This window comes from Rahnella sp. AA, assembly GCF_002834385.1.
GTDB lineage: Bacteria > Pseudomonadota > Gammaproteobacteria > Enterobacterales > Enterobacteriaceae > Rahnella.
In genome coordinates, this window is record NZ_PITQ01000001.1 from 1,014,327 (window position 1) to 1,036,117 (window position 21,791).

Annotated in this window: 16 protein-coding genes and 6 tRNA genes; 6 read left to right on the forward strand and 16 right to left on the reverse strand. The window is 50.8% G+C overall.

Translation table 11 applies throughout. The features are described from left to right. Positions 1 to 217 precede the first annotated feature (217 nt). Complete coding sequence (miaB, locus tag CWS43_RS04610) at positions 218 to 1,642, reverse strand: tRNA (N6-isopentenyl adenosine(37)-C2)-methylthiotransferase MiaB (RefSeq protein ID WP_101075808.1); 1,425 nt, start codon at positions 1,640 to 1,642, stop codon at positions 218 to 220. A gap of 188 nt (positions 1,643 to 1,830) precedes the next feature. On the opposite strand from miaB, the gene ubiF reads away from it, so the two are divergent. Beyond that, the gene (gene ubiF / locus CWS43_RS04615) at positions 1,831 to 3,015 is read left to right on the forward strand and encodes a 3-demethoxyubiquinol 3-hydroxylase (RefSeq protein ID WP_101075690.1); all 1,185 of its coding nucleotides are present in this window, start codon (positions 1,831 to 1,833) and stop codon (positions 3,013 to 3,015) included. 105 nt (positions 3,016 to 3,120) lie between these two features. Here ubiF and CWS43_RS04620 read toward each other — a convergent pair. From CWS43_RS04620 to nagB, 11 genes are all read right to left on the reverse strand, one after another. Further along, positions 3,121 to 3,195 (reverse strand) — tRNA-Gln (locus CWS43_RS04620). 44 nt (positions 3,196 to 3,239) lie between these two features. Continuing rightward, positions 3,240 to 3,316: transfer RNA gene (locus CWS43_RS04625), tRNA-Met, on the reverse strand. Positions 3,317 to 3,408: 92 nt separating this feature from the next. Beyond that, positions 3,409 to 3,483: transfer RNA gene (locus CWS43_RS04630), tRNA-Gln, on the reverse strand. A gap of 65 nt (positions 3,484 to 3,548) precedes the next feature. After that, a tRNA-Gln gene (locus CWS43_RS04635) sits at positions 3,549 to 3,623 on the reverse strand. 23 nt (positions 3,624 to 3,646) lie between these two features. Continuing rightward, a tRNA-Leu gene (locus tag CWS43_RS04640) sits at positions 3,647 to 3,731 on the reverse strand. A gap of 8 nt (positions 3,732 to 3,739) precedes the next feature. Beyond that, a tRNA-Met gene (locus tag CWS43_RS04645) sits at positions 3,740 to 3,816 on the reverse strand. A gap of 227 nt (positions 3,817 to 4,043) precedes the next feature. Next, a complete protein-coding gene (gene asnB, locus CWS43_RS04650; RefSeq protein ID WP_101075692.1) occupies positions 4,044 to 5,708 on the reverse strand; it encodes an asparagine synthase B in 1,665 nt (554 codons plus the stop codon). Positions 5,709 to 6,070: 362 nt separating this feature from the next. Then, entirely contained in the window at positions 6,071 to 6,823 is a 753-nt protein-coding gene (locus CWS43_RS04655) for an HAD-IIA family hydrolase (protein WP_101075809.1), read from the reverse strand. A gap of 57 nt (positions 6,824 to 6,880) precedes the next feature. Then, the gene (locus tag CWS43_RS04660; protein ID WP_101075694.1) at positions 6,881 to 8,104 is read right to left on the reverse strand and encodes an N-acetylglucosamine repressor; all 1,224 of its coding nucleotides are present in this window, start codon (positions 8,102 to 8,104) and stop codon (positions 6,881 to 6,883) included. A gap of 20 nt (positions 8,105 to 8,124) precedes the next feature. Beyond that, a complete protein-coding gene (gene nagA, locus CWS43_RS04665) occupies positions 8,125 to 9,264 on the reverse strand; it encodes an N-acetylglucosamine-6-phosphate deacetylase (RefSeq protein ID WP_101075696.1) in 1,140 nt (379 codons plus the stop codon). A gap of 149 nt (positions 9,265 to 9,413) precedes the next feature. Beyond that, positions 9,414 to 10,214 (reverse strand): glucosamine-6-phosphate deaminase, encoded by an 801-nt coding sequence (gene nagB, locus CWS43_RS04670; protein ID WP_101075698.1) that lies wholly within the window; start codon positions 10,212 to 10,214, stop codon positions 9,414 to 9,416. Between the two features lie 500 nt (positions 10,215 to 10,714). On the opposite strand from nagB, the gene nagE reads away from it, so the two are divergent. The 4 genes from nagE to chiQ all read left to right on the forward strand — a co-directional run bounded on the left by nagE (position 10,715) and on the right by chiQ (position 16,757). Then, complete coding sequence (gene nagE / locus CWS43_RS04675; RefSeq protein WP_101075700.1) at positions 10,715 to 12,661, forward strand: PTS N-acetyl glucosamine transporter subunit IIABC; 1,947 nt, start codon at positions 10,715 to 10,717, stop codon at positions 12,659 to 12,661. 191 nt (positions 12,662 to 12,852) lie between these two features. After that, positions 12,853 to 14,523, forward strand: a complete 1,671-nt coding sequence (glnS, locus tag CWS43_RS04680; protein ID WP_101075702.1) for a glutamine--tRNA ligase — start codon at positions 12,853 to 12,855, stop codon at positions 14,521 to 14,523. 466 nt (positions 14,524 to 14,989) lie between these two features. Further along, complete coding sequence (locus tag CWS43_RS04685; RefSeq protein WP_198555780.1) at positions 14,990 to 16,402, forward strand: OprD family outer membrane porin; 1,413 nt, start codon at positions 14,990 to 14,992, stop codon at positions 16,400 to 16,402. A gap of 13 nt (positions 16,403 to 16,415) precedes the next feature. Further along, positions 16,416 to 16,757: a ChiQ/YbfN family lipoprotein gene (gene chiQ, locus CWS43_RS04690; RefSeq protein ID WP_101075706.1), complete on the forward strand. Its 342-nt coding sequence runs from the start codon at positions 16,416 to 16,418 to the stop codon at positions 16,755 to 16,757. A gap of 154 nt (positions 16,758 to 16,911) precedes the next feature. Here the strand turns inward: chiQ and fur are convergent, their stop codons facing one another. Then, positions 16,912 to 17,367 carry a ferric iron uptake transcriptional regulator gene (gene fur / locus CWS43_RS04695; RefSeq protein ID WP_101075708.1) on the reverse strand — a complete coding sequence of 152 codons (456 nt, stop codon included), beginning with the start codon at positions 17,365 to 17,367 and terminating at the stop codon, positions 16,912 to 16,914. Between the two features lie 317 nt (positions 17,368 to 17,684). Continuing rightward, positions 17,685 to 18,212: a flavodoxin FldA gene (gene fldA, locus CWS43_RS04700; RefSeq protein WP_101075710.1), complete on the reverse strand. Its 528-nt coding sequence runs from the start codon at positions 18,210 to 18,212 to the stop codon at positions 17,685 to 17,687. 421 nt (positions 18,213 to 18,633) lie between these two features. Here fldA and CWS43_RS04705 point away from each other — a divergent pair, with 421 nt between their 5' ends. After that, positions 18,634 to 20,298 carry a methyl-accepting chemotaxis protein gene (locus CWS43_RS04705; RefSeq protein ID WP_101075712.1) on the forward strand — a complete coding sequence of 555 codons (1,665 nt, stop codon included), beginning with the start codon at positions 18,634 to 18,636 and terminating at the stop codon, positions 20,296 to 20,298. Positions 20,299 to 20,366: 68 nt separating this feature from the next. Here CWS43_RS04705 and ybfE read toward each other — a convergent pair whose 3' ends face one another. Both ybfE and ybfF read right to left on the reverse strand, forming a co-directional pair. Further along, positions 20,367 to 20,648, reverse strand: a complete 282-nt coding sequence (gene ybfE, locus CWS43_RS04710; protein WP_101075810.1) for a LexA regulated protein — start codon at positions 20,646 to 20,648, stop codon at positions 20,367 to 20,369. Between the two features lie 261 nt (positions 20,649 to 20,909). After that, positions 20,910 to 21,692, reverse strand: a complete 783-nt coding sequence (ybfF, locus tag CWS43_RS04715) for an esterase (protein WP_101075714.1) — start codon at positions 21,690 to 21,692, stop codon at positions 20,910 to 20,912. Between the last annotated feature and the right edge of the window lie 99 nt (positions 21,693 to 21,791).

A 21,791-nucleotide genomic window follows, 5' to 3' on the forward strand; every position in this document is an offset into this window, starting at 1 on the left:
CTGGAAAATGCTTTCAGCCGTCAACCATACCTGAGTTAATAATACATGCCCTTGGCAAAATATGCTGCGGCTTGCAGACAGTTACAGGGGCCATCAACCGAATATGCGGCCTTTGCTGGAAAATTAAACCCTTGAAGCCGGTACCGCGTCCGAATTTTCAAAAGAAACAGGACGCCGGAGCGCCCTGTGGGGTTTTGTTATTCTTTGCTTCAATGTTTTAGGGCTGATATATCCCAACGCCTGATTCATTCTCTTTGCGGGTACGCGCAATAACAGATTCGGGTGATTCGTGCAGACGCAGCGCCATTTGCTCTTCTGTACGTACGACCACGCCGCGCAGGGAGTTGGCGTAGACATCGACAATTTCGACATCCACGAATTTGCCAATCATGTCCGGCGTGCCTTCAAAATTGACCACGCGGTTGCATTCAGTACGTCCGGTCAGCTCCATAATGTCCTTACGGGATGTCCCTTCCACCAGAATCCGCTGAACGGTGCCCAGCGTGGCGCGGCTAAACCGCATCACCTGTTGTGTGATCCGGTCCTGTAACAGCGACAGACGCTGTTTCTTCTCGTCCATGCTCACGTCATCGACCATGTCGGCCGCCGGCGTTCCAGGGCGCGGAGAGTAGATAAAGCTGAAGCTGACGTCGTAATTGACCTGTGCAATCAAATCCATAGTGCGTTCGAAATCATCATTGGATTCGCCTGGGAAGCCGATGATGAAGTCAGAACTGAAATGGATATCCGGACGCGCAGCACGCAGTTTACGGATAGTCGATTTGTATTCCAGCACGGTGTGAGGGCGTTTCATCATGGTCAGAATGCGATCAGAACCGCTTTGAATAGGCAGATGCAGGAAGCTCACGACTTCAGGCGTGTCTTTATAGACCTCGATGATATCGTCGGTAAATTCTACCGGATGGCTGGTGGTAAAGCGGATGCGGTCAATACCGTCGATGGCCGCCACCAGACGCAGTAATTCTGCAAACGTGCAGATGCCGCCGTCAAAAGAGTCGCCACGGTAGGCATTGACGTTTTGCCCCAGCAGATTAACTTCGCGCACGCCCTGGGCGGCAAGCTGAGCGACTTCGAACAGGACATCATCACACGGGCGGCTGACTTCTTCGCCGCGCGTGTAAGGCACCACGCAGAAGCTGCAATATTTGTTGCAGCCTTCCATGATGGAGACAAATGCGGTCGGGCCATCTGCGCGTGGCTCCGGCAGTCGGTCGAATTTTTCAATTTCCGGGAAGCTGATATCCACGACCGGGCTTTTGGTGCCACGAACGTGATTGACCATTTCTGGCAGACGATGCAGCGTTTGCGGGCCAAAGACAATATCGACGCAAGGCGCGCGTTTACGCAGTAGTTCACCTTCCTGCGAAGCCACACAACCGCCGACGCCGATGATGATATCCGGGTTTTTCTTCTTTAATAGTTTCCAGTGGCCGAGCAGGCTGAAAACTTTCTCCTGCGCTTTTTCCCTGATTGAACAGGTGTTCAGCAGCAGAATGTCTGCTTCTTCAGCGTTATCCGTCAGCTGGTAACCGTGGGTGCTGTCGAGAAGGTCGGCCATTTTGGATGAATCGTATTCATTCATCTGGCAGCCCCAGGTTTTTATGTGCAGTTTTTTAGTCATCAGCGTGTCAGTACTCAATACGGGGAACGTTAGATCGGCAGTGCCGCAGTGCATAGCGTTGTTCAGGGGCGGTATTGTAAACCCTCACCTTAGCGCTGACCAGTGCGGGAAAGCAGCTTAGGCCCTGATGCTGACACAAAAATCCGGTACACTTCGCATAATGAACTGATATAGAAAGCTGGAATAAAATGAATAATTCAGAGAAGTCATTTGATGCAGTGATTGTCGGTGGTGGGATGGTAGGCGCGGCGGCGGCTCTCGGGCTGGCACGGCAGGGGCTTCAGGTTGCGCTTATTGAAAATGAAAAACCGGCTGGGTTTGATGCATCTGCGTCAGCCGACCTGCGGATCTCCGCGATAGGTTGTGCCTCTGTGCGGTTTTTGCAGAAACTCGAGGCGTGGCCCGCTGTTGAAAAAATGCGCTCGGTGCCGTATCGCCGTCTGGAAACCTGGGAAGTCGACGGTTCTGACGTGAAATTCGATGCGCAATCGCTCGGATTGCCGGAACTGGGATTCATGGTTGAAAACCGCGTGCTTCAGTTGGCGCTCTGGCAACAATTTGACGCCTTTCCGAATCTGATCCGTTTTTGCCCGGCGAAGCTGCGTCACCTTCTGCAACATGATGATAAAACCTGGTCACTTCAGCTGACGACCGGCGAACTGCTGCGCACAAATCTGGTCGTCGCAGCCGACGGCGCGAACTCTCTGGTACGCCAGCTGGCGGGTATTGGCGTTGATGGTTGGGAATATCGCCAGCACTGCATGCTGATTAACGTTGAAACTGAAACGCCGGATCAGGATGTCACCTGGCAGCAGTTTTTCCCTTCCGGCCCGCGTGCGTTCCTGCCGTTGTTTGGCAATCAGGCGTCGCTGGTGTGGTATGACAGCCCGCAGCGCATCCGTTATCTGAAAACGCTGAACATGAAACAGCTGACGGCGGAGGTTATGCAGGCCTTCCCACCACGCCTTGGAAAAATCAATGCAATAGCAGCAGGCGCGTTCCCGCTGGTTCGCCGCCATGCGCAGCGTTATGTCCTGCCGGGGCTGGCGCTGGTGGGCGATGCGGCGCATACGATCAATCCGCTGGCCGGGCAGGGCGTGAATCTGGGGTATCGCGACGTAGAGGCGTTGCTTTCAGTACTGGAAAAAGCCCGTGACCACGATGAAGCGTGGAGCAGCGAGAGCGTGCTGCTACGCTATCAGCGTCAGCGTCGCCTGGATAATCTGCTGATGCAAAGCGGTATGGATTTGTTCTACACCGCGTTCAGTAACGATCTGGCGCCTGTCAAAGTATTGAGAAATCTGGCTCTCATGACGGCACAGCGTGCAGGCGCACTGAAAACCAAAGCGCTGAAATATGCATTAGGAATTTAATGAAGTGAGAGCAGGGCAGGCCGGACGAATGTCGGTTTGCCCTTGTTTGAGTCTGACTCAACCGACAGATAGCAAAAAGCCCGCACGAGGCGGGCTTTCTTAATGTGGCTGGGGTGCCAGGATTCGAACCTGGGTATGCTGGTATCAGAAACCAGAGCCTTACCGCTTGGCGACACCCCAATTTTAAAACTCACTACCTTTTGAGCAGTGCACTGCAAGTAAAATGGTGGCTACGACGGGATTTGAACCTGTGACCCCATCATTATGAGTGATGTGCTCTAACCAGCTGAGCTACGTAGCCAAATTCTACTGACTTACTTCAAAACTTCAAGCACTAATTTAACTAACTTAATAATAAATTTCAAGTGCTTACCAATTATACAGAAAGAAGTATGGCTGGGGTACCTGGATTCGAACCAGGGTATGCTGGTATCAAAAACCAGTGCCTTACCGCTTGGCGATACCCCAACAGTACAACTTCTTCAAATTGGTTTTTTCTCACATTCACACCAGAGATGCGAAGGGTAAGAAAATGGCTGGGGTACCAGGATTCGAACCTGGGAATGCTGGTATCAAAAACCAGTGCCTTACCGCTTGGCGATACCCCAACTGTGCTGCCGACTCGATGAAATGGTGCGGGAGGCGAGACTTGAACTCGCACACCTTGCGGCGCTAGAACCTAAATCTAGTGCGTCTACCAATTTCGCCACTCCCGCAAAAAAGATGGTGGCTACGACGGGATTCGAACCTGTGACCCCATCATTATGAGTGATGTGCTCTAACCAACTGAGCTACGTAGCCATCTTTTTTCGCGCTACCTTCATCGGCGTTGCGGGGCGCATTATGCGTATATGACCGTTTTGCGTCAACACCTTTTTTGGAGAAAAAGGCGTGAGAGCGTCCATTTGTCTGGCTTATAACCACTCTGGTGATTAATTGGGCAAAAGACATTATTTTTACTGGCTTTACCCATAAAAAAACGGGCCTGAAAAGGCCCGCTTGCTTCATGAAGAATAACCGGTAAAGGCTTATTTATACGCTGACTGGTGAACGCCAACCGCACGGCCAGAAGGGTCATCCATGTTTTTGAATGCTTCATCCCATTCGATGGCTTTCGCTGAAGAACAGGCCACTGACGGACCGCCAGGAACACATTCTGCCGCGCTTGGAACCGGGAACAGTTCTTCGAAAATGGTGCGGTACAGGTAGCCTTCTTTAGACGTCGGCGTGTTGTACGGGAAACGGAAATGCGCAGTTTCGAGCTGTTGATCGGTAATCTGCTGAGACGCGACTTCTTTTAACGTATCGATCCAGCTGTAGCCCACGCCGTCAGAGAACTGTTCTTTCTGGCGCCATGCAACGCTGTGTGGCAGATAAGATTCAAAACATTCGCGCAGGATATGTTTTTCCATTTTGCCGTTGCCGCACATTTTGTCTTTCGGGTTGATGCGCATTGCGACGTCGAGGAATTTTTTATCCAGGAACGGTACGCGGGCTTCAACACCCCAGGCGGACATGGCTTTGTTGGCACGGGCACAGTCATACATGTGCAGGGCCAGCAATTTACGCACGGTTTCTTCGTGGAATTCTTTCGCGTTCGGCGCTTTATGGAAGTACAGGTAACCACCCAGCACTTCGTCGGCACCTTCGCCGGACAACACCATTTTAATGCCCATCGCTTTGATCTTGCGGGACATCAGATACATTGGCGTTGACGCACGAATGGTGGTTACGTCGTAAGTTTCGATGTGATAAATCACGTCACGGATGGCATCCAGACCTTCCTGCACGGTGAAGTGAATTTCATGGTGCACGGTGCCTAAATGGTTTGCGACTTCCTGAGCAGCGCGTAAATCCGGGGAGCCTTCCAGACCGACCGCGAAGGAGTGCAACTGTGGCCACCAGGCTTCACTCTGATCTTTATCTTCAATACGGCGACCGGCAAATTTCTTGGTAATCGCTGAAATTACGGAAGAATCCAGACCACCGGACAGCAGCACGCCGTAAGGCACGTCAGACATCAAATGGCTTTTCACTGATTCTTCCAACGCGTCTTTCAGTGCCGCAGCGTCAGTAACGTTGTCTTTGACGTTTTCGAAATCGAACCAGTCACGCTGGTAATATTCACGGATTTCGCCGTCCTGGCTCCACAGATAGCTGCCCGCCGGGAATTCTTTGATGGTGCGGCAAACCGGCACCAGCGCTTTCATTTCAGACGCCACGTACATGTTGCCGTGTTCGTCATAACCCATGTAAAGCGGGATGATGCCCAGGTGGTCGCGGCCAATCAGGTACGCGTCTTTTTCTGTGTCATACAGAATGAAGGCGAACATGCCTTGCAACTCATCGAGGAAATCAGGGCCTTTTTCCTGGTACAGCGCCAGAATGACTTCACAGTCAGACGCGGTTTGGAACTCATACTTGTCGCCCAATTCAGCGCGCAGAGCCTGATGGTTGTAGATTTCGCCGTTTACAGCCAGAACGTGGGTATGTGCTGCGTTGTACAAAGGCTGTGCGCCGTTGTTCACGTCGACAATCGACAGACGCTCATGGCACAGAATCGCTTTGTCGCTGGCGAACACGCCGGACCAGTCAGGCCCGCGGTGACGCATCAGGCGCGAGAGTTCCAGCGCTTTTTTGCGCAGCTCGACGGAGTCAGTTTTGATATCGAGCACACCGAAAATTGAACACATATTTCTATCTCCCTAACGACGTTTCTCTGGCTGTCATTTTTATGTTTGCGAATGAGGATCAACGTTGCCGTTCTTTCAGTTTTAGTCAGGCTTTGTTGCGTTGCTGACTATGAAAATGCGTCAAAACCCCTGTGTTGTGCAAGCGGTTTAACGCTCTTCTGATAAATAGTGTGTTGGTGAGGCTGGTTTGTTAGCGGATGTTCAATTTAATGGCTTTTTCGTTGATGGATTATCAATTTAATGCCGAAAAATTGGTGGGAATTCAAAAAAACAAAAAAACGGATAAAAATCAGTCAGCAAGGTAAAAAAAAACGAGCCTGAATGCAGATTCAGACTCGTTTTCACAGGCTTACCCGACGCGGTCAGATGATATCGATATCCGCGACTGAAGGATAAATCCAGGTCGGGCGGAAAGGCATTCCTTCAATATCGTTCAGTGAAGAAACACCGCTCAGCACCAGGATCGTTTCCAGACCCGCCTGAAAACCGGCCAGAATGTCAGTTCGCAGGTTATCGCCAACGATGACCGTACCTTCTGAATGTGCCTGCATTTTATTCAGGGCAGAACGGATAATCCACGGGCTCGGTTTGCCGACATAAAACGGCTTACGTCCGGTGATTTTCTCAATCGGCGCGCATAACGCGCCGCAGGCAGGAACGAAACCGTGGCCGTGATTGTCCGGGTTTGTCGCAATAAAACGCGCACCGTTCGCCACGAAATAGGCCGCTTTATGGATCATGTCCCAGTTGTACGAACGCGTTTCGCCGACGATCACAAAATCAGGGTTGATATCTGTGATGGTAAAACCCGCTTTATACAGTTCGTGGATCAGAGCGCCTTCGCCAACGACGTAAGCTTTTTTGCCTTCCTGACGTTTCAGGAAATCAGCCGTCGCCATCGCGGACGTGAAGAACGCGCTTTCCGGCACTTCAAGACCGGCAGCGCTGAAGCGGTTTGCCAGATCCTGAGCGGTTTGGGAAGGGTAGTTGGTGAGAATGACCAGAGGCATTCCCTGTTCCTGAATTCGGGCCAGAAAGCGATCGGCGCCGGGTACAGCTGTGTTGTCGTGCAACAGCACGCCATCAATGTCACAGATTACATTCTTTATTGTCATGATTTCCAAACCCACATTTTCAGCCCCATTCCTGGCAGCCCTCTACTATAGCACGTCTTAATTTTCCATCAGACGCTGCAACAGAACGCCATTCAGCATAGCCCGTTTGACCAGCGCAAACGCACCAATCGCGGACTGATGGTTAAGCGCGGAAGTCACAACCGGCAAATTGCGGCGGAAATCTTTCAAAACCTGAGCATTAATGCAATTTTGGATAGCCGGCAGCAGGACTTTATCCGCTTCAGTAATTTCACCGGCAATCACCACTTTTTGCGGATTAAACAGGTTGATAGCGATGGAAACGCCTTTGCCAAGCTGACGGCCCACGTGTTCAATCACTTCGGTAGCCAGCGCATCATGGCGGTTGGCGGCTTTACAGATCGCGGAAATTGAGCAGTCGTTAAGGCTGAGTTTGCTGGCGTAACCCTGCGTGAGCAGATGGCGTACACGGTTTTCGATGGCGGCATTCGCAGCGACCGTTTCCAGACAGCCGAAGTTGCCGCAATGGCACCGTTCGCCCAGCGGGTCGATCTGAATATGGCCGATTTCGCCTACGTTGCCGTTGCTGCCGAGGAAAATCTGCCCGTTAACGATAATTCCTGCGCCGGTTCCCCGGTGCAGACGAACCAAAATGGAGTCCTGGCAGTCGCGGGTTGCTCCAAAATAGTGCTCGGCCAGTGCCAGGCTGCGGATATCGTGGCCGACAAAACTGGTGACTTTGAATCTGGCTTCCAGTGCATCGACTAATTTCCACGCGCCGACGCTGATATGCGGCATGTAGCGGACGATGCCTTTATTCGGATCGACGAGGCCTGGCAGGATCACGGAAATGGCTATCAGCTCGCGAATTTTGCGCTGATTCAGTTCGATAAATTGCGCGATCGACTCAAATAAGGCGTTCTCGAGCGTTTCCTGTGTACGTTCTGGCAGGGAATAATGCTGTTCGGCCAGTGATTTGGCACTGAGATCGTAGAGCGTGATGGTCGCGTCATGGCGACCAAGACGAACGGCGATGGTATGAAAAGGACGGGTTTCGGTGATGATTGAAATAGCGCGGCGTCCCCCGGTGGAAGCCTGCTGATCCACTTCTTTTATCAGCCCGCGCTCGAGTAACTGTCGGGTAATTTTGGTGACACTGGCGGGCGCTAACTGGCTCATGTCGGCGATTTGAATGCGCGAAATGGGCCCTTGTTGGTCAATCAGGCGGTAAACCGCCGCGCCGTTTAACTGCTTAACCAGATCAACGTTGCCGATTTGTGCCTGCTGTCCGCCAGTTGTCATCAATGCTGTTATCCGCTCAATTAAACTTCGTCACCATTAACGATAGTTTTTGTGATTTTAAAATCATGAGTGAACGCGGTGAGGTTGGCGACTTTGCCTGCTTCAATGCTGCCCAGCTGGCCGTCGAGGCCAATCGCGCGGGCCGGATAAAGCGATGCCATACGCAACGTTTCATCCAGTGCAATGCCGACATGTTCGACGCTGTTTTGAACTGCTTCAATCATGGTCAGCGCAGAGCCGCTCAGTGTTCCGTTTTCGTCCACACAGAGTCCGTCACGGTAGTATATTGTTTTACCGGCAAAAATGAACTCATCAATATTTGCACCCGCTGGCGCAGTGGCGTCGGTGACCAGTACCAGTTTCTCGCCTTTGAGCTTTTTCGCGTTGCGAATATTGGCGTAATCGACGTGCAAACCGTCCGCAATCACACCGGTATACACTTCCGGTGTATCGAAAATTGCACCAATCAGGCCAGGCTGACGACCTGTAATCGCCGGCATTGCATTATAAAGGTGCGTTGCGAAGCTGATACCGGCCGCAAAACCGGCGCGGGCTTCAGCATATGTCGAATTAGAGTGGCCGGCGGAAATAACAATACCGGCAGCGCGCAACTGGCGGATATAGCGGGCATCAACCTGTTCCGGCGCAAGCGTCAGTTGAGTGATCACATCGGCATTTTCACACAGAAAATCAATCATCGCGCTGTCAGGCTTGCGGATAAAGGCCGGATTGTGAGTGCCTTTTTTCAACGGGCTCAGATACGGGCCTTCAAGATGCAGACCCAGCGCCTGATTCGGATATTTTTCCAGATACGTGCGCATTACGCTGACGCCGTGCTTCATGTAGTCATCGCTACAGGTGATCAGCGTAGGTAAAAAACTGGTACAGCCGGATTTTTCGTTGGCTTTCTGCATGATTTCTAACGTTTCTACGGAAATCGCTTCCAGTGAATCGTTGAACTGCACGCCGCCACAACCATTAAGTTGCAGGTCGATAAATCCGGGGGCAAGAATGGCACCGTCCAGATCGCGGGTTTCCACATTGTCCGGCAGCTCGCTGACCGCGCAGACACGTTCGATTTTGCCATCGGCAATCACGACCGCATGGTTATCCAGAACGTCGTGGCCGGTATATACCCGGCCGTTAATCAAAGCGTACATCATGCCCCCTTGTTCGCTTGCCCTTCTCCAGTCACGCTGCTTCTGCGTTGGCTGCCTCACTCACTCCGGTCACTTACTTCAGTAAGCTCCCGGAGATTCGCGTCGTTGCCGCCTTGCTGCAACGCGACTGGCTTTGGGCATAAATTTTGTTAAAGGTTTTTCATATTTTCCGCTTCTAACTCGCGGAAATATTTAACAGTTTTGACTTTCAGTTCCATGGTGGACGGCTCGTCACACACCATAACGGCTTTTGCGTGCAATTGCAGGCAGCTGATGGTCCACATGTGGTTAATGTTGCCTTCGACGGCGGCTTCAAGTGCCTGCGCCTTCGCGTGGCTTGTCACCAAAATCATCACTTCTTCTGCATCCAGCAGTGTGCCTACGCCAACGGTCAGGGCGTATTTTGGCACCTGAGAGACGTCATTGTCGAAGAAACGGGAGTTAGCGATGCGGGTTTCGTGTGTCAGGGTTTTGATACGGGTGCGTGAAGCCAGTGAAGATGCCGGTTCGTTGAAGGCAATGTGCCCGTCGTTGCCCACGCCACCCATGAACAGGTGAATTTTACCGTAAGACTTAATTTTTGCTTCGTACTGACGGCATTCTTCGTTGACGTCTGGTGCATTCCCGTTCAGTAAGTTGATGTTTTCACGGGGAATATCTACATGATCAAAGAAATTTTTATACATGAAAGTATGATAGCTTTCAGGGTGTTCCTGCGGTAAGCCAACATATTCGTCCATGTTGAAAGTCACCACGTTCTTGAAGCTAACCTGGCCTGCTTTATGCATGGCGATTAAATGTTTGTAAGCTTCGAGTGGGGTGCCGCCGGTAGGTAAGCCCAAAATGAACGGGCGGTCGGCAGTGGGGTTGAAAGCGTTGATACGCTCAACGATATGACGTGCAGCCCATTTGCCAACTTCAGTGGTGGTGTTTAAAGGAATTAGTCTCATCACGTACCTCTAGTTTCAGAATATTGAATATACTGTTGATATCCTTTGTCCTTGACCTTGCAGGGCGTTGGCTGCTCTCGTTCACCCGAATCACTTACCTGCGTAAGCTCATCGGGATTTACTCGATTGCCGTCTTCCTGCAACGTCAATAACTGCGGATACACGTAGTCAAAGTAAAAACTAAGTTCGTCAGTTCAAAGGCGGTCTTGTTAAGCGTAAACCACCGAGGTGGTTTATGACTGGCACAATGCCGTCTAGATTTTTTTAATGATAAAATAAGTTTTGTGTCTTGACCAGTCTGATGGCATGTTATGACCTCTTTTTGGTGATAATTATCACAAAAAGAGAGGTTTTAATTTGCGATACGAAATAATCTTTTTACACTCGCAGTGCTGTTGGTTAAAAGTGCAGTTGGTTAAATCGGAACGGTAAATGTAAAGGTAGTAACCATACTAATTAAACTACTTAGGTGATTCGCCTGACGGCGGATAGGGGGAAATGTGAATATTCTTGGATTCTTTCAGCGTTTAGGCAGAGCGCTTCAGCTGCCGATAGCCGTATTGCCGGTCGCTGCTTTATTGCTGCGTTTCGGTCAGCCAGATCTACTTAACATGCCTTTCATCGCACAAGCGGGTGGCGGGATCTTCGATAACCTGGCCCTGATTTTTGCCATTGGCGTGGCATCAAGCTGGTCTAAAGACAGCGCAGGTGCTGCTGCATTAGCGGGCGGTATTGGCTATTTCATCCTGACGAAGGCAATGATTACCATCAACCCGGCCGTCAACATGGGCGTTCTGGCAGGTATCATCACCGGTCTGGTCGGCGGTATGGTTTACAACCGCTGGTCTGATATCAAACTTCCTGATTTCCTGAGCTTCTTCGGTGGGAAACGTTTCGTTCCTATCGCAACGGGCTTCTTCTGTCTGATTCTGGCCGCGATCTTCGGTTACGTCTGGCCTCCTGTGCAGGATGCAATCCGCGCCGGTGGTGAGTGGATCGTAGGCGCAGGCGCATTCGGTGCGGGTATCTTCGGTTTCGTAAACCGTTTGCTGATCCCAACCGGTCTGCATCAGGTGCTGAACACCATCGCATGGTTCCAGATTGGTGATTTCACCAACGCAGCAGGCACAGTATTCCATGGCGACATCAACCGCTTCTACGCAGGTGATGGCACCGCAGGGATGTTCATGTCCGGCTTCTTCCCAATCATGATGTTTGGTCTGCCAGGCGCAGCGTGCGCAATGTACTTCGCAGCACCTAAAGAACGTCGTCCATTGGTGGGCGGTATGCTGGTCTCCGTTGCGGTGACTGCATTCCTGACCGGTGTGACTGAGCCGTTAGAATTCCTGTTCATGTTCCTTGCCCCATTGTTGTATTTAGTCCACGCCATCCTGACCGGGATCAGCCTGTACGTTGCCACCGCGCTGGGTATCCACGCCGGCTTCTCCTTCTCTGCGGGTGCGATTGACTATGCGTTGATGTACAACCTGCCAGCGGCAAGTAAAAACGTCTGGATGTTGCTGGTGATGGGCGTTGTATTCTTCGTCATCTACTTCGTACTGTTCAGCGTGATTATCCGCATGTTCAACCTGAAAACGCCGGGCCGTGAAGACGACGCCGAGCATATCGGTGAGCCGGAAGCAAACAGCAATACCGAAGAAGGCCTGAACCAGCTGGCGGCAAGCTACATCAGCGCACTGGGCGGTTCTGATAACTTCAAAGGGATTGATGCCTGTATCACCCGTCTGCGTCTGAATGTGAAAGATGCCGGTACTGTTGATGATGCTGCCTGTAAACGTCTGGGGGCGTCCGGTATTGTTCGCCTGAACAAACAAAGCATTCAGGTTATTGTCGGTGCAAAAGCAGAATCTCTGGCTGATGCAATGAAGAAAGTGATGGCGCGCGGCCCGGTTGCCGCAGGCAGCGCAACCGCGCCAGTGACCGCCAAAGCGGTGCCACAGGCGGTGCCGAACAGCGTTAAAGCGGTCGTTGAAACACTGGTTGCGCCGGTTACCGGTGACATCGTGGCGCTGGATCAGGTGCCAGATGAAGCCTTCGCCAGCAAAGCCGTCGGCGACGGCGTGGCAATTCGTCCGACGGATAAAACCGTCGTGGCACCGGCTGCGGGTACCGTGGTAAAAATCTTCAATACCAACCATGCGTTCTGCCTGGAAACCACTTCCGGCGCTGAAATCGTGGTGCACATGGGCATCGACACGGTCACGCTCAACGGTCAGGGCTTCACCCGACTGGTCGAAGAAGGCGCGACGGTTGCTGCCGGTCAGCCTGTACTGGAACTTGATCTGGCTTATCTGAACGCTAACGCGCGCTCAATGATTAGCCCGGTTGTGGTCAGCAACATCGATGATTACACCGGTGTGATTTCACTGGCCAGCGGTTCAGTCGTAGCCGGTCAGACCAAACTGTTTGAGATTCAGGGTAAATAATTTCCTGACGCCGATTCAGTTGAGTTAAGTCTTAGCGGGAAGAGAGCAATCTCTTCCCGTTTTTTATTGTTTACGGACACGCGGTATGCAGATAACCACGATTTTATGCAACTAACGGTTGTTTCCCGACGTGGCTTGTTGGAACATAACAGGTTATCTGTAGAGTCAATGTTGCGTAGAGGAATTGCACAATGAGTGAGGCTGAAGCCCGCCCAACAAATTTTATCCGTCAGATTATTGATGAAGATCTGGCGACCGGGAAACACAATACCGTTCATACCCGTTTCCCGCCCGAGCCTAATGGTTATCTGCATATCGGCCATGCGAAGTCTATCTGCCTGAACTTCGGTATTGCGCAAGACTATCAGGGGCAGTGCAACCTGCGTTTTGACGATACCAACCCGGCAAAAGAAGACATCGAATTCGTTGAGTCGATCAAACACGACGTCCAGTGGTTAGGTTTCGGCTGGAGCGGTGATATTCACTATTCTTCCGACTACTTCGATCAACTGCACGGTTACGCGCTGGAGCTGATCAATAAAGGTCTGGCTTACGTTGACGAACTGTCTCCGGATGAAATCCGCGAATACCGTGGCTCGCTGACATCTCCGGGCAAGAACAGCCCGTACCGCGATCGCAGCGTAGAAGAAAACATCGCGCTGTTCGAAAAAATGCGCAGCGGCGAATTCGCTGAAGGCGCGGCGTGTCTGCGTGCAAAAATCGATATGGCGTCGCCATTCTTCGTTATGCGCGATCCGGTTCTCTACCGTATTAAATTTGCGGAACACCATCAGACCGGCAAAAAATGGTGCATCTATCCGATGTATGATTTCACCCACTGCATTTCCGATGCGCTGGAAGGGATCACCCATTCGCTGTGTACGCTGGAATTCCAGGACAATCGCCGTCTGTACGACTGGGTTCTCGACAACATCACGATCCCATGCCACCCGCGTCAGTACGAATTCTCCCGTCTGAATCTCGAATATTCCATCATGTCCAAGCGTAAGCTGAACCTGCTGGTGACGGATAAAATCGTGGAAGGCTGGGACGACCCGCGTATGCCGACCGTTTCTGGTCTGCGTCGCCGTGGCTATACCGCCGCTTCTATTCGTGAATTCTGCCGCCGTATCGGCGTAACAAAACAGGATAACAACGTCGAAATGATGGCGCTGGAGTCTTGTATTCGTGATGATCTGAACGAAAACGCACCGCGCGCCATGGCTGTCATCAATCCGGTTAAAGTGATCATTGAGAACTTTACCGGTGATGACGTGCAGATGGTGAAAATGCCTAATCATCCGAGCAAACCGGAGATGGGTACACGTGAAGTGCCGTTCACCCGTGAGATTTATATCGATCAGGCCGATTTCCGCGAAGAAGCGAACAAACAGTACAAACGTCTGGTGCTGGGCAAAGAAGTTCGTCTGCGCAATGCGTATGTCATCAAAGCTGAACGCATTGAGAAAGATGCCGAAGGTAATGTGACAACGATCTTCTGCTCATACGACATCGAAACGCTGAGCAAAGATCCTGCCGATGGCCGCAAGGTGAAAGGTGTGATCCACTGGGTTTCCGCTACTGAAGGCAAACCGGCGGAATTCCGTCTGTATGACCGTCTGTTCAGCGTGGCAAACCCGGGCCAGGCAGAAGACTTCCTGACCACGATCAACCCGGAATCCCTGGTGATCGCGCACGGTTTCGTTGAGCCTTCTCTGGTGGCTGCTCAGGCTGAAATCAGCCTGCAGTTCGAACGTGAAGGTTACTTCTGTGCTGACAGCCGCTATTCCAGCGCTGAAAATCTGGTCTTCAACCGTACCGTTGGCTTGCGTGATACCTGGGAATCAAAACCCGTCGCGTAATTCACCGATGAATGATTGCTAAACGCAGCTCCGGCTGCGTTTTTTATGTCAGAAATTCACGTAATTTTCTTTTTCATCGCGAATTAATGCATTTTTCATGTTTACTTTTTAGGACCTTCCTTTCCGAATATCAGAGTGCTGAAACGTTTAAACCAAGACAGTTTTTACTTAATTATCTGTTTTAGTTATCGATTACCAGAGTCCACTGATTTAATCCTTCGTATTCCTCGTTTGTTACACTTTTTCATCTTTATGTGCACTTTGTCATACTTCAGCTACCAGGGTTTAATTACTCATTGATAATTCGCGTCGCGAAAAATACTCTTGATCCTGCTTTATACGGTTACGCCTCTGGCGGCCGCTTTTAATACCCGTTTGGGTTTTGCACGTTTTTTAGTCAAAATGAGGAATTTCTATGCATAAGCACCTTAACAGGGGCAGGGGATCGGCTTACCTGAAACCTGTGATGTACACGCTGGCTGGCACTTTGTTGGGCGGCGGAATGATGTTCCCTGAAGAGGCCAGAGCGGCTGGCTTTATTGATGATTCGACACTGACCGGTGGTGTGTATTACTGGCAGCGCGAACGCGACCGCAAAGATTTGAACAAAACGAAAGAAGAAACCCGCCCTGACGGCACAAAAGTCACGGTGAATAACCCCGATTACGATAAATATGCCACCAACCTTTCGCACTCGACCGCTAACCTGAATCTCGATTTCTCCTCCGGCTACGCCTGGGATATGTTCGGTATCGACGTCGCCGCATTTACCGCGATCGAATTAGCCGAAGCCAGCGACAGCGGCCACCCGAACGAAATCGCGTTCTCCTCCAAAAACCATGCGTATGACGAAGACTACTCCGGCGATAAAGGCGGCGTCAGCCTCTACAAAGCCGCCGGTAAATTCAAATACGGCGGATTCTGGGGTCATGCCGGTTACATTCAGCCCACCGGACAAACGCTGATCGCCCCGCACTGGAGCTTTATGCCGGGTACCTATCGCGGTGCCGAAGCCGGGTATAAACATGATTTTGGCGATCCGGGCGAGCTGAGTTTCTCCTACATGTGGGCGGATGAATACAAATCGCCGTGGCATCTGGAAATGGATGATTTCCGTCAGAACGACAAGAAAACCGGTGTTTCCTATATTCACTCGCTGGGTGCGAAATACGACTTCAAAAATGATCTCGTGCTGGAAGCGGCTTTCGGTCAGGCTGAAAGTTACGTCGATCAGTACTTCGCCAAAGCGTCGTACAAAATTGATCTGATGGGCAATCCGCTCACTACCAGCTACCAGTTCTACGGCGCCGAAGATCGTATCAGCAACCAGAACGATCCGAATAGCCTGTATGACGGTTTAGCCTGGTTGCAGGCACTGACTTTCGGTTACACCACTGGCCAGTTCAACTGGCGTCTGGAAGGGACGATGGTCAAAGCTGAGGGGAATCAGGGGTATTTTTTACAGCGCATGACCCCGACGTATTCTTCTTCAAACGGACGTCTTGATGTGTGGTGGGATAACCGTTCTGACTTCAACGCCAACGGCGAAAAAGCGGTTTACGCTGGTGTGTTATACGATCTGGCAAAATGGGATCTGCCGGGCTTCGCAGTGGGCGGTTCTTATGTTTACGCGTGGGATGCCAAACCGAGTACCAATCCAATCTATGATCAGAGCCAGCGCCTGAAAGAAAGTGCCTGGAGCCTTGATGCGCTGTACACCATTCAGGAAGGTCGCGCGAAAGGTACGCTGTTCAAACTGCATTACACCCAGTACGACAACCACTCGGATATCCCGAGCTGGGGCGGCGGTTACGGCAACATTTTCCAAGATGAAAAAGACGTGAAATTCATCGTTATCGCTCCATTCACTATTTTCTGAGGACACTAAACCGATGAATAAATTACTGATGATGGTCGGGACTTCCCTGTTGCTGGCAGGTTGTGCACCAACGGCTACGCAAACCGAAAATGCGAAACTGCGTCAGGCGTACAGCAACTGCATCATAAAAGCAGAAGGCTCGCCGGACAAAGTGGCGTCGTGCCAGACCATTCTTGATGTTCTGAAACAGGAACAGGAGCACAAGCAGTTTGCCGAGCAGGAAACCGTGCGTGTTGTGGATTATCAGCGCTGTCTGACTGCGCGTAAAACCGGCGATGGCCAGGCTTTCGCGGCAGACTGCGGCAAAATCTGGCAGGAAATTCGTTCTAACAATTCGCCAAAGCCAACCAATTAACAGGACGTGAACACTGAATTCAGATTTTGGCTCCTGATATAAAGAAACAACAAACCCCGGCTTGCCGGGGTTTTGCGTTTTAACTCTCCGCCTGAATCGAAGACATAAAAAAACCGCCTTTCAGCGGTTAATTTATTCAGACTGACCGTGCAGATTACTGCGCAGGTTTATCATTATGCAAAGATTCATCTTCGCGACAATCACCTGTTTCACAGTGGCCGTACAAGTACAGGCTGTGGTTGGTCAGTTTGATACCGTGTTTCTTCGCAATCTCACGCTGACGGCCTTCAATGTATTCGTCGCGGAATTCAATAACGCGGCCGCAATCGAGGCAGATCAGGTGATCATGGTGATGTTGCTGAGTCAGTTCGAAAACAGATTTCCCGCCTTCGAAGTTATGACGGGTAACGATACCGGCATCATCAAACTGGTTCAGTACGCGGTAAACCGTCGCCAGGCCAATTTCTTCACCCATATCAATCAGTTGTTTGTACAGATCTTCCGCACTAACGTGATGACCTTCCGGCGCTTGCAGCACTTCCAGGATTTTGAGGCGCGGAAGCGTGACTTTTAAGCCGGCTTTCTTCAGTGCGGTGTTGTTGTCAGTCATGCGGATTCAGTCCTGTTACTATGTGCTAATCAAGTTGAGGCATGCAGCCTGTGGCATCGGCGGCACAAAAATTTGTCGTTTAAGGATTCTTCGCTTAAGGGAAGTGTACCAATTCCCAAAAACGACAGCCTGTTAATAAAGATCACAAAATGCCTGTCACATTCGATAATGCAACGACTTGATCGATAGAAAAAACAGATGAACTCAGTGTACCTTGATACCACCGAAAGTTACAATTTTGTAGCGGTTAAATTGTTAATTTCAGTAATAGTTTGGCCCTTCAATTGTAGAATAAATCCTCAGGGCCAACAGGGTTTTTAGCCAATAATTTCTGAAAGGCTCAGTTCTTCTTTAATCTGTTTGACCCATGCGTCAACACGTTCGTTGGTCAGCTCAGGCTGACGATCTTCGTCAATTGCCAGCCCGATGAAGTGTTTATCATCTGCCAGACCTTTTGATGCTTCAAAGTGATAGCCTTCGGTTGGCCAGTGTCCAACAATCACTGCACCGCGTGGCTCAATGATGTCACGCACGGTACCCAGCGCATCACAGAAGTATTCGGCATAGTCTTCCTGGTCGCCACAGCCAAACAGCGCGACCAGCTTACCGTCGAAATCTATCTCTTCCAGCGTCGGGAAAAAGTCGTCCCAGTCACACTGCGCTTCGCCGTAATACCAGGTTGGAATTCCGATCAGCAAAATGTCGAATTTTTCCAGATCCTCTTTGCTGCTCTTCGCAATGTCATGCACCTCTGCAACATCTTTACCCAATTGCTTTTGGATCATTTTCGCGATGTTTTCGGTGTTACCTGTATCGGATCCAAAGAAGATACCCACTACGGCCATAAGATTACCTAACCTCTTGTTCTCAATGAAGTGCTCTGCATTGCAGGCAATAATAACGCAGATGATAGCAAACTCGCGAGGCGGAGAATATGTTTCAGCTCGCCTTCTTAACTGGTGGATAAGTTTATCGGGCAATCTTTTTAAGTGTTATCGCCTTCGTGTGCTTTCAGTTGCATTGCATTAACCACAAACTTATTGAGGTCAAAAGCAAAATTAAGAAATATGTTCTCACAATACTAAATTTTGAGAATAACCCGCCGATAGATGATGCGAGAGGAATCTCAACATAATAAAGAAATCGATGCCCGGAGAGGTGTTCAAACATGTCCGGGGGCAAAAGCCTGCCGGCTACCTGTCTTGATTCTCCGCATCCCCGTCAATCCTCAGACCAGAAACAGTTCTGTTTCGAGAGAGGCATACCGTGCAGTTTTTAAAAAATATCACCATCAGGGCCGCTTTATTAACCATTCTTGGCATCTTTTGTGTCATGTGGGCCAGTGTCTCTATTTACACCGTCTCATCCCTGAATACGCTGACGCAAAATACCAAGAATAGTACTGAGCTGGTCAACAATATGGCGCTGATCAGTAAAGGAAACGATCAGTATTTTCGCACCGTGACCCGCTTAAGCCGTGCCGTATCTCAGAACCAGGCCGACCCGTCAAAAGGGCCGGAAATTTTTGATACGGCAAAACAATCACTTGATGGTCTTTCTCAGGCTCTGGCAAGCTTTAAAACGACTCCGCATCCGGGGTTAGACGATGCCTCGGTTCAGGAGTTGATCTCCAGTTGGGAAACTCTGGTGACGCAGGGCGTTGCACCTCTTTATGCAGCGGCAAGTGGCAAGAATTACGATACTTATAATCAGCTGTCCAATGATACCGTCCCTGCCCTGAGCCGTAATTTTGGCGTATCAATGACGAAGGTCAGCGGGCAGATTGCGGTTGATTTCGAGGCTGCTCAGACCCAGTCTAACCATCTGACTTATTACAGCAAAGTTATCCTGCTGACCGCTTTTTCAATCGGCCTGATTATTCTGCTTCTGACGGATCGTTATCTGGTGATGGCGCTGGTGAAACCGCTGGATAAAATCCGTGATCACTTCGCTGTTATCGCCAGCGGCGATCTGACGCATTATCTGGAAGAGTTTGGTAAAAACTGTGCGGGCAAACTGATCCCGTTACTCAACGTGATGCAGTCAAGCCTGGCCAATACCGTTCAGACTATCCGTAACTGTACTAACCACATCTATCAGGGCGCGTCTGAAATTTCTGCCGGGAATAACGATTTATCTTCCCGCACCGAAGAACAGGCATCCGCACTGGAAGAAACCGCAGCCAGTATGGAAGAACTGACGGCAACGGTGAAACACAATGCGGACAACGCGCATCACGCGAGCCAGCTGGTGATGGAAGCGTCTTCTACCGCGCAAAAGGGCGGCAACATTGTGGCTGATGTCGTCAGTACCATGAAAGATATCTCCGGCAGTTCGAAGAAAATCGCGGAAATTACCTCTGTAATCAACAGCATTGCCTTCCAGACTAACATTCTGGCGCTGAATGCCGCAGTAGAAGCAGCGCGCGCGGGCGAGCAGGGGCGTGGATTTGCGGTGGTTGCCAGCGAAGTGCGTAATCTGGCCCAGCGCAGTGCGCAGGCAGCGAAAGAAATTGAATCGCTTATCAGCGAATCGGTTTCCCGCGTTGACAGCGGTTCTAAACTGGTCGAAAACGCCGGTCAGACAATGAATGAAGTCGTGCGCTCCATTACGCACGTCACCGATATCATGGCTGAAATTGCTTCCGCGTCTGATGAACAAAGTAAAGGCATCAGCCAGGTTGCCGTTGCGGTAACGCAGATGGACAGCGTAACGCAGCAAAACGCCGCGCTGGTCGAGCAGGCATCACACGCCGCGGTATCTCTGGAAGAGCAGGCGTCATTACTCAACAATGCAGTCGCAACCTTTAAGTTAAAAGACGTTGTCACTAACGTGACGTCACGGTCTGCGAAAGCTGTTTCAGCGCCATTATTGCGCCCGGATACAGGCATGATTTCAGCGAAGAGTTCTGAAAACTGGGAAACGTTCTGAGTAAGAAGCAGGAAGTAAAGAATTAGAAAAAACAAACGGGTAGCCTGAGAGGGTTACCCGTTTTTCAATCAGCCTTCATGACCGTTAAGGTGCGACAGCAGCATCTCTTCAATCAATTCGCTACGGCTGATATTGCGTTCTTCTGCCAGCTTATTGAGCGTATCAACAGCATCGGCGTTCATTTTCAGCTCCACGCGACGCAGGCCGCTCGCTTTATCGCGGCGTAACTGGTTGCGCTTATTGATCCTGAGCTGTTCATCACGGGAAAGCGGATTAGTTTTTGGACGCCCCGGACGGCGGTCATCTGCGAACAGATCAATCGTCGTGCGATCCAGTTGTTCTTTTGCCATAGGTAGCGGTACAACCAGGGAAGTTTTTACATCGGAAAACGGCAAGCCGATTCCTGACGAGCGTTTCACACATTTCGGGCTAAGAAACCCTGACCCAATTCACCTCCCGCCACTCAACCTGAGTAAAACGGGCGGCAAAATTATAGCGCGCAATCATACACTGGCGCGCCTGGGGTTCACAACGCTTAATAGCCCTGATTTCATGATAACTTTCGAAGTTGTGCAGGCTTTTTGCACAATTTATCCCCAGGATGTTAAACCTCAGGCCGCATCGATGAATCGGTGCACAGCGCGCAGCACCGCATCAGGTTTTTCCGCATGCACCCAATGACCGGCTCCTGCGACCACATAGGCTTTTGCCTGCGGGAACTGGCGGGCAATATTTTCACGATAGGCGTCCTGCACATAAGGTGAATCACCGCCGCGGATGAACAGCGCCGGACGCCTCCACGCCGGGACCTCTTCCCAGCCGACAATTTTTGCGTACTCATTCAGCAGAACCGGCACATTGAAACGCCATTCTCCCTGCTGGAAAGATTTCAGCAAAAACTGAATCACGCCGTCTTCCTTTATATACTGATGCATACATTCGGTGGCGGAAGAGCGGTCGCGCAATCCGGCTTCGGTGACGGCATTAATGGCGGCAAAAATCTCATCGTGGCGACGGACGTGATAATCCACCGGCGCGATATCAATGGCGATGAGCTTCTCAATTCTTTCGGGGATCAGCGCCGTCAGTGCCATAGCCGCTTTTCCGCCCATGGAATGGCCGATTACGATGAATTTTTGGAAACCGACTTCATCTAACGTTTCCATTAAATCCTGCGCCATCGCGGCGTAGGACATTTCCGGTGAACGCCCGGACTGGCCATGGTTACGCAAATCAACCTGCAACACGCTATGCTGTTGTTTCAGGTCACGGGCCAGAATGCCCAGATTATCAAGGGTTCCGAACAACCCGTGGATCAGGAGAACCGGCAGCGCATTGCTGCCGTCGGCTTCAGGTTCTTGCAGGCGATAATGTAATTTCATGGCGAAGTTCATACAGATAAACAATCTCATTAGGTTATCATGAGTGGCGGATGATTTTTTTAAAACAGAAAGTTTCTGCCAGATGCCTGAGCGGGATTTGACAACGTGGGA

Coding starts and splice junctions, on each gene's coding strand:
- ybfE (WP_101075810.1), bottom strand. CDS start 20,648: ATGGCAAAAGAACAACTGGATCGCACGACGATTGATCTGTTCGCAGAT.
- nagA (WP_101075696.1), bottom strand. CDS start 9,264: ATGTACGCTTTGATTAACGGCCGGGTATATACCGGCCACGACGTTCTG.
- CWS43_RS04685 (WP_198555780.1), top strand. CDS start 14,990: ATGTACACGCTGGCTGGCACTTTGTTGGGCGGCGGAATGATGTTCCCT.
- miaB (WP_101075808.1), bottom strand. CDS start 1,642: ATGACTAAAAAACTGCACATAAAAACCTGGGGCTGCCAGATGAATGAA.
- fur (WP_101075708.1), bottom strand. CDS start 17,367: ATGACTGACAACAACACCGCACTGAAGAAAGCCGGCTTAAAAGTCACG.
- nagB (WP_101075698.1), bottom strand. CDS start 10,214: ATGAGACTAATTCCTTTAAACACCACCACTGAAGTTGGCAAATGGGCT.
- CWS43_RS04655 (WP_101075809.1), bottom strand. CDS start 6,823: ATGACAATAAAGAATGTAATCTGTGACATTGATGGCGTGCTGTTGCAC.
- chiQ (WP_101075706.1), top strand. CDS start 16,416: ATGAATAAATTACTGATGATGGTCGGGACTTCCCTGTTGCTGGCAGGT.
- CWS43_RS04660 (WP_101075694.1), bottom strand. CDS start 8,104: ATGACAACTGGCGGACAGCAGGCACAAATCGGCAACGTTGATCTGGTT.
- ubiF (WP_101075690.1), top strand. CDS start 1,831: ATGAATAATTCAGAGAAGTCATTTGATGCAGTGATTGTCGGTGGTGGG.
- fldA (WP_101075710.1), bottom strand. CDS start 18,212: ATGGCCGTAGTGGGTATCTTCTTTGGATCCGATACAGGTAACACCGAA.
- glnS (WP_101075702.1), top strand. CDS start 12,853: ATGAGTGAGGCTGAAGCCCGCCCAACAAATTTTATCCGTCAGATTATT.
- asnB (WP_101075692.1), bottom strand. CDS start 5,708: ATGTGTTCAATTTTCGGTGTGCTCGATATCAAAACTGACTCCGTCGAG.
- ybfF (WP_101075714.1), bottom strand. CDS start 21,692: ATGAACTTCGCCATGAAATTACATTATCGCCTGCAAGAACCTGAAGCC.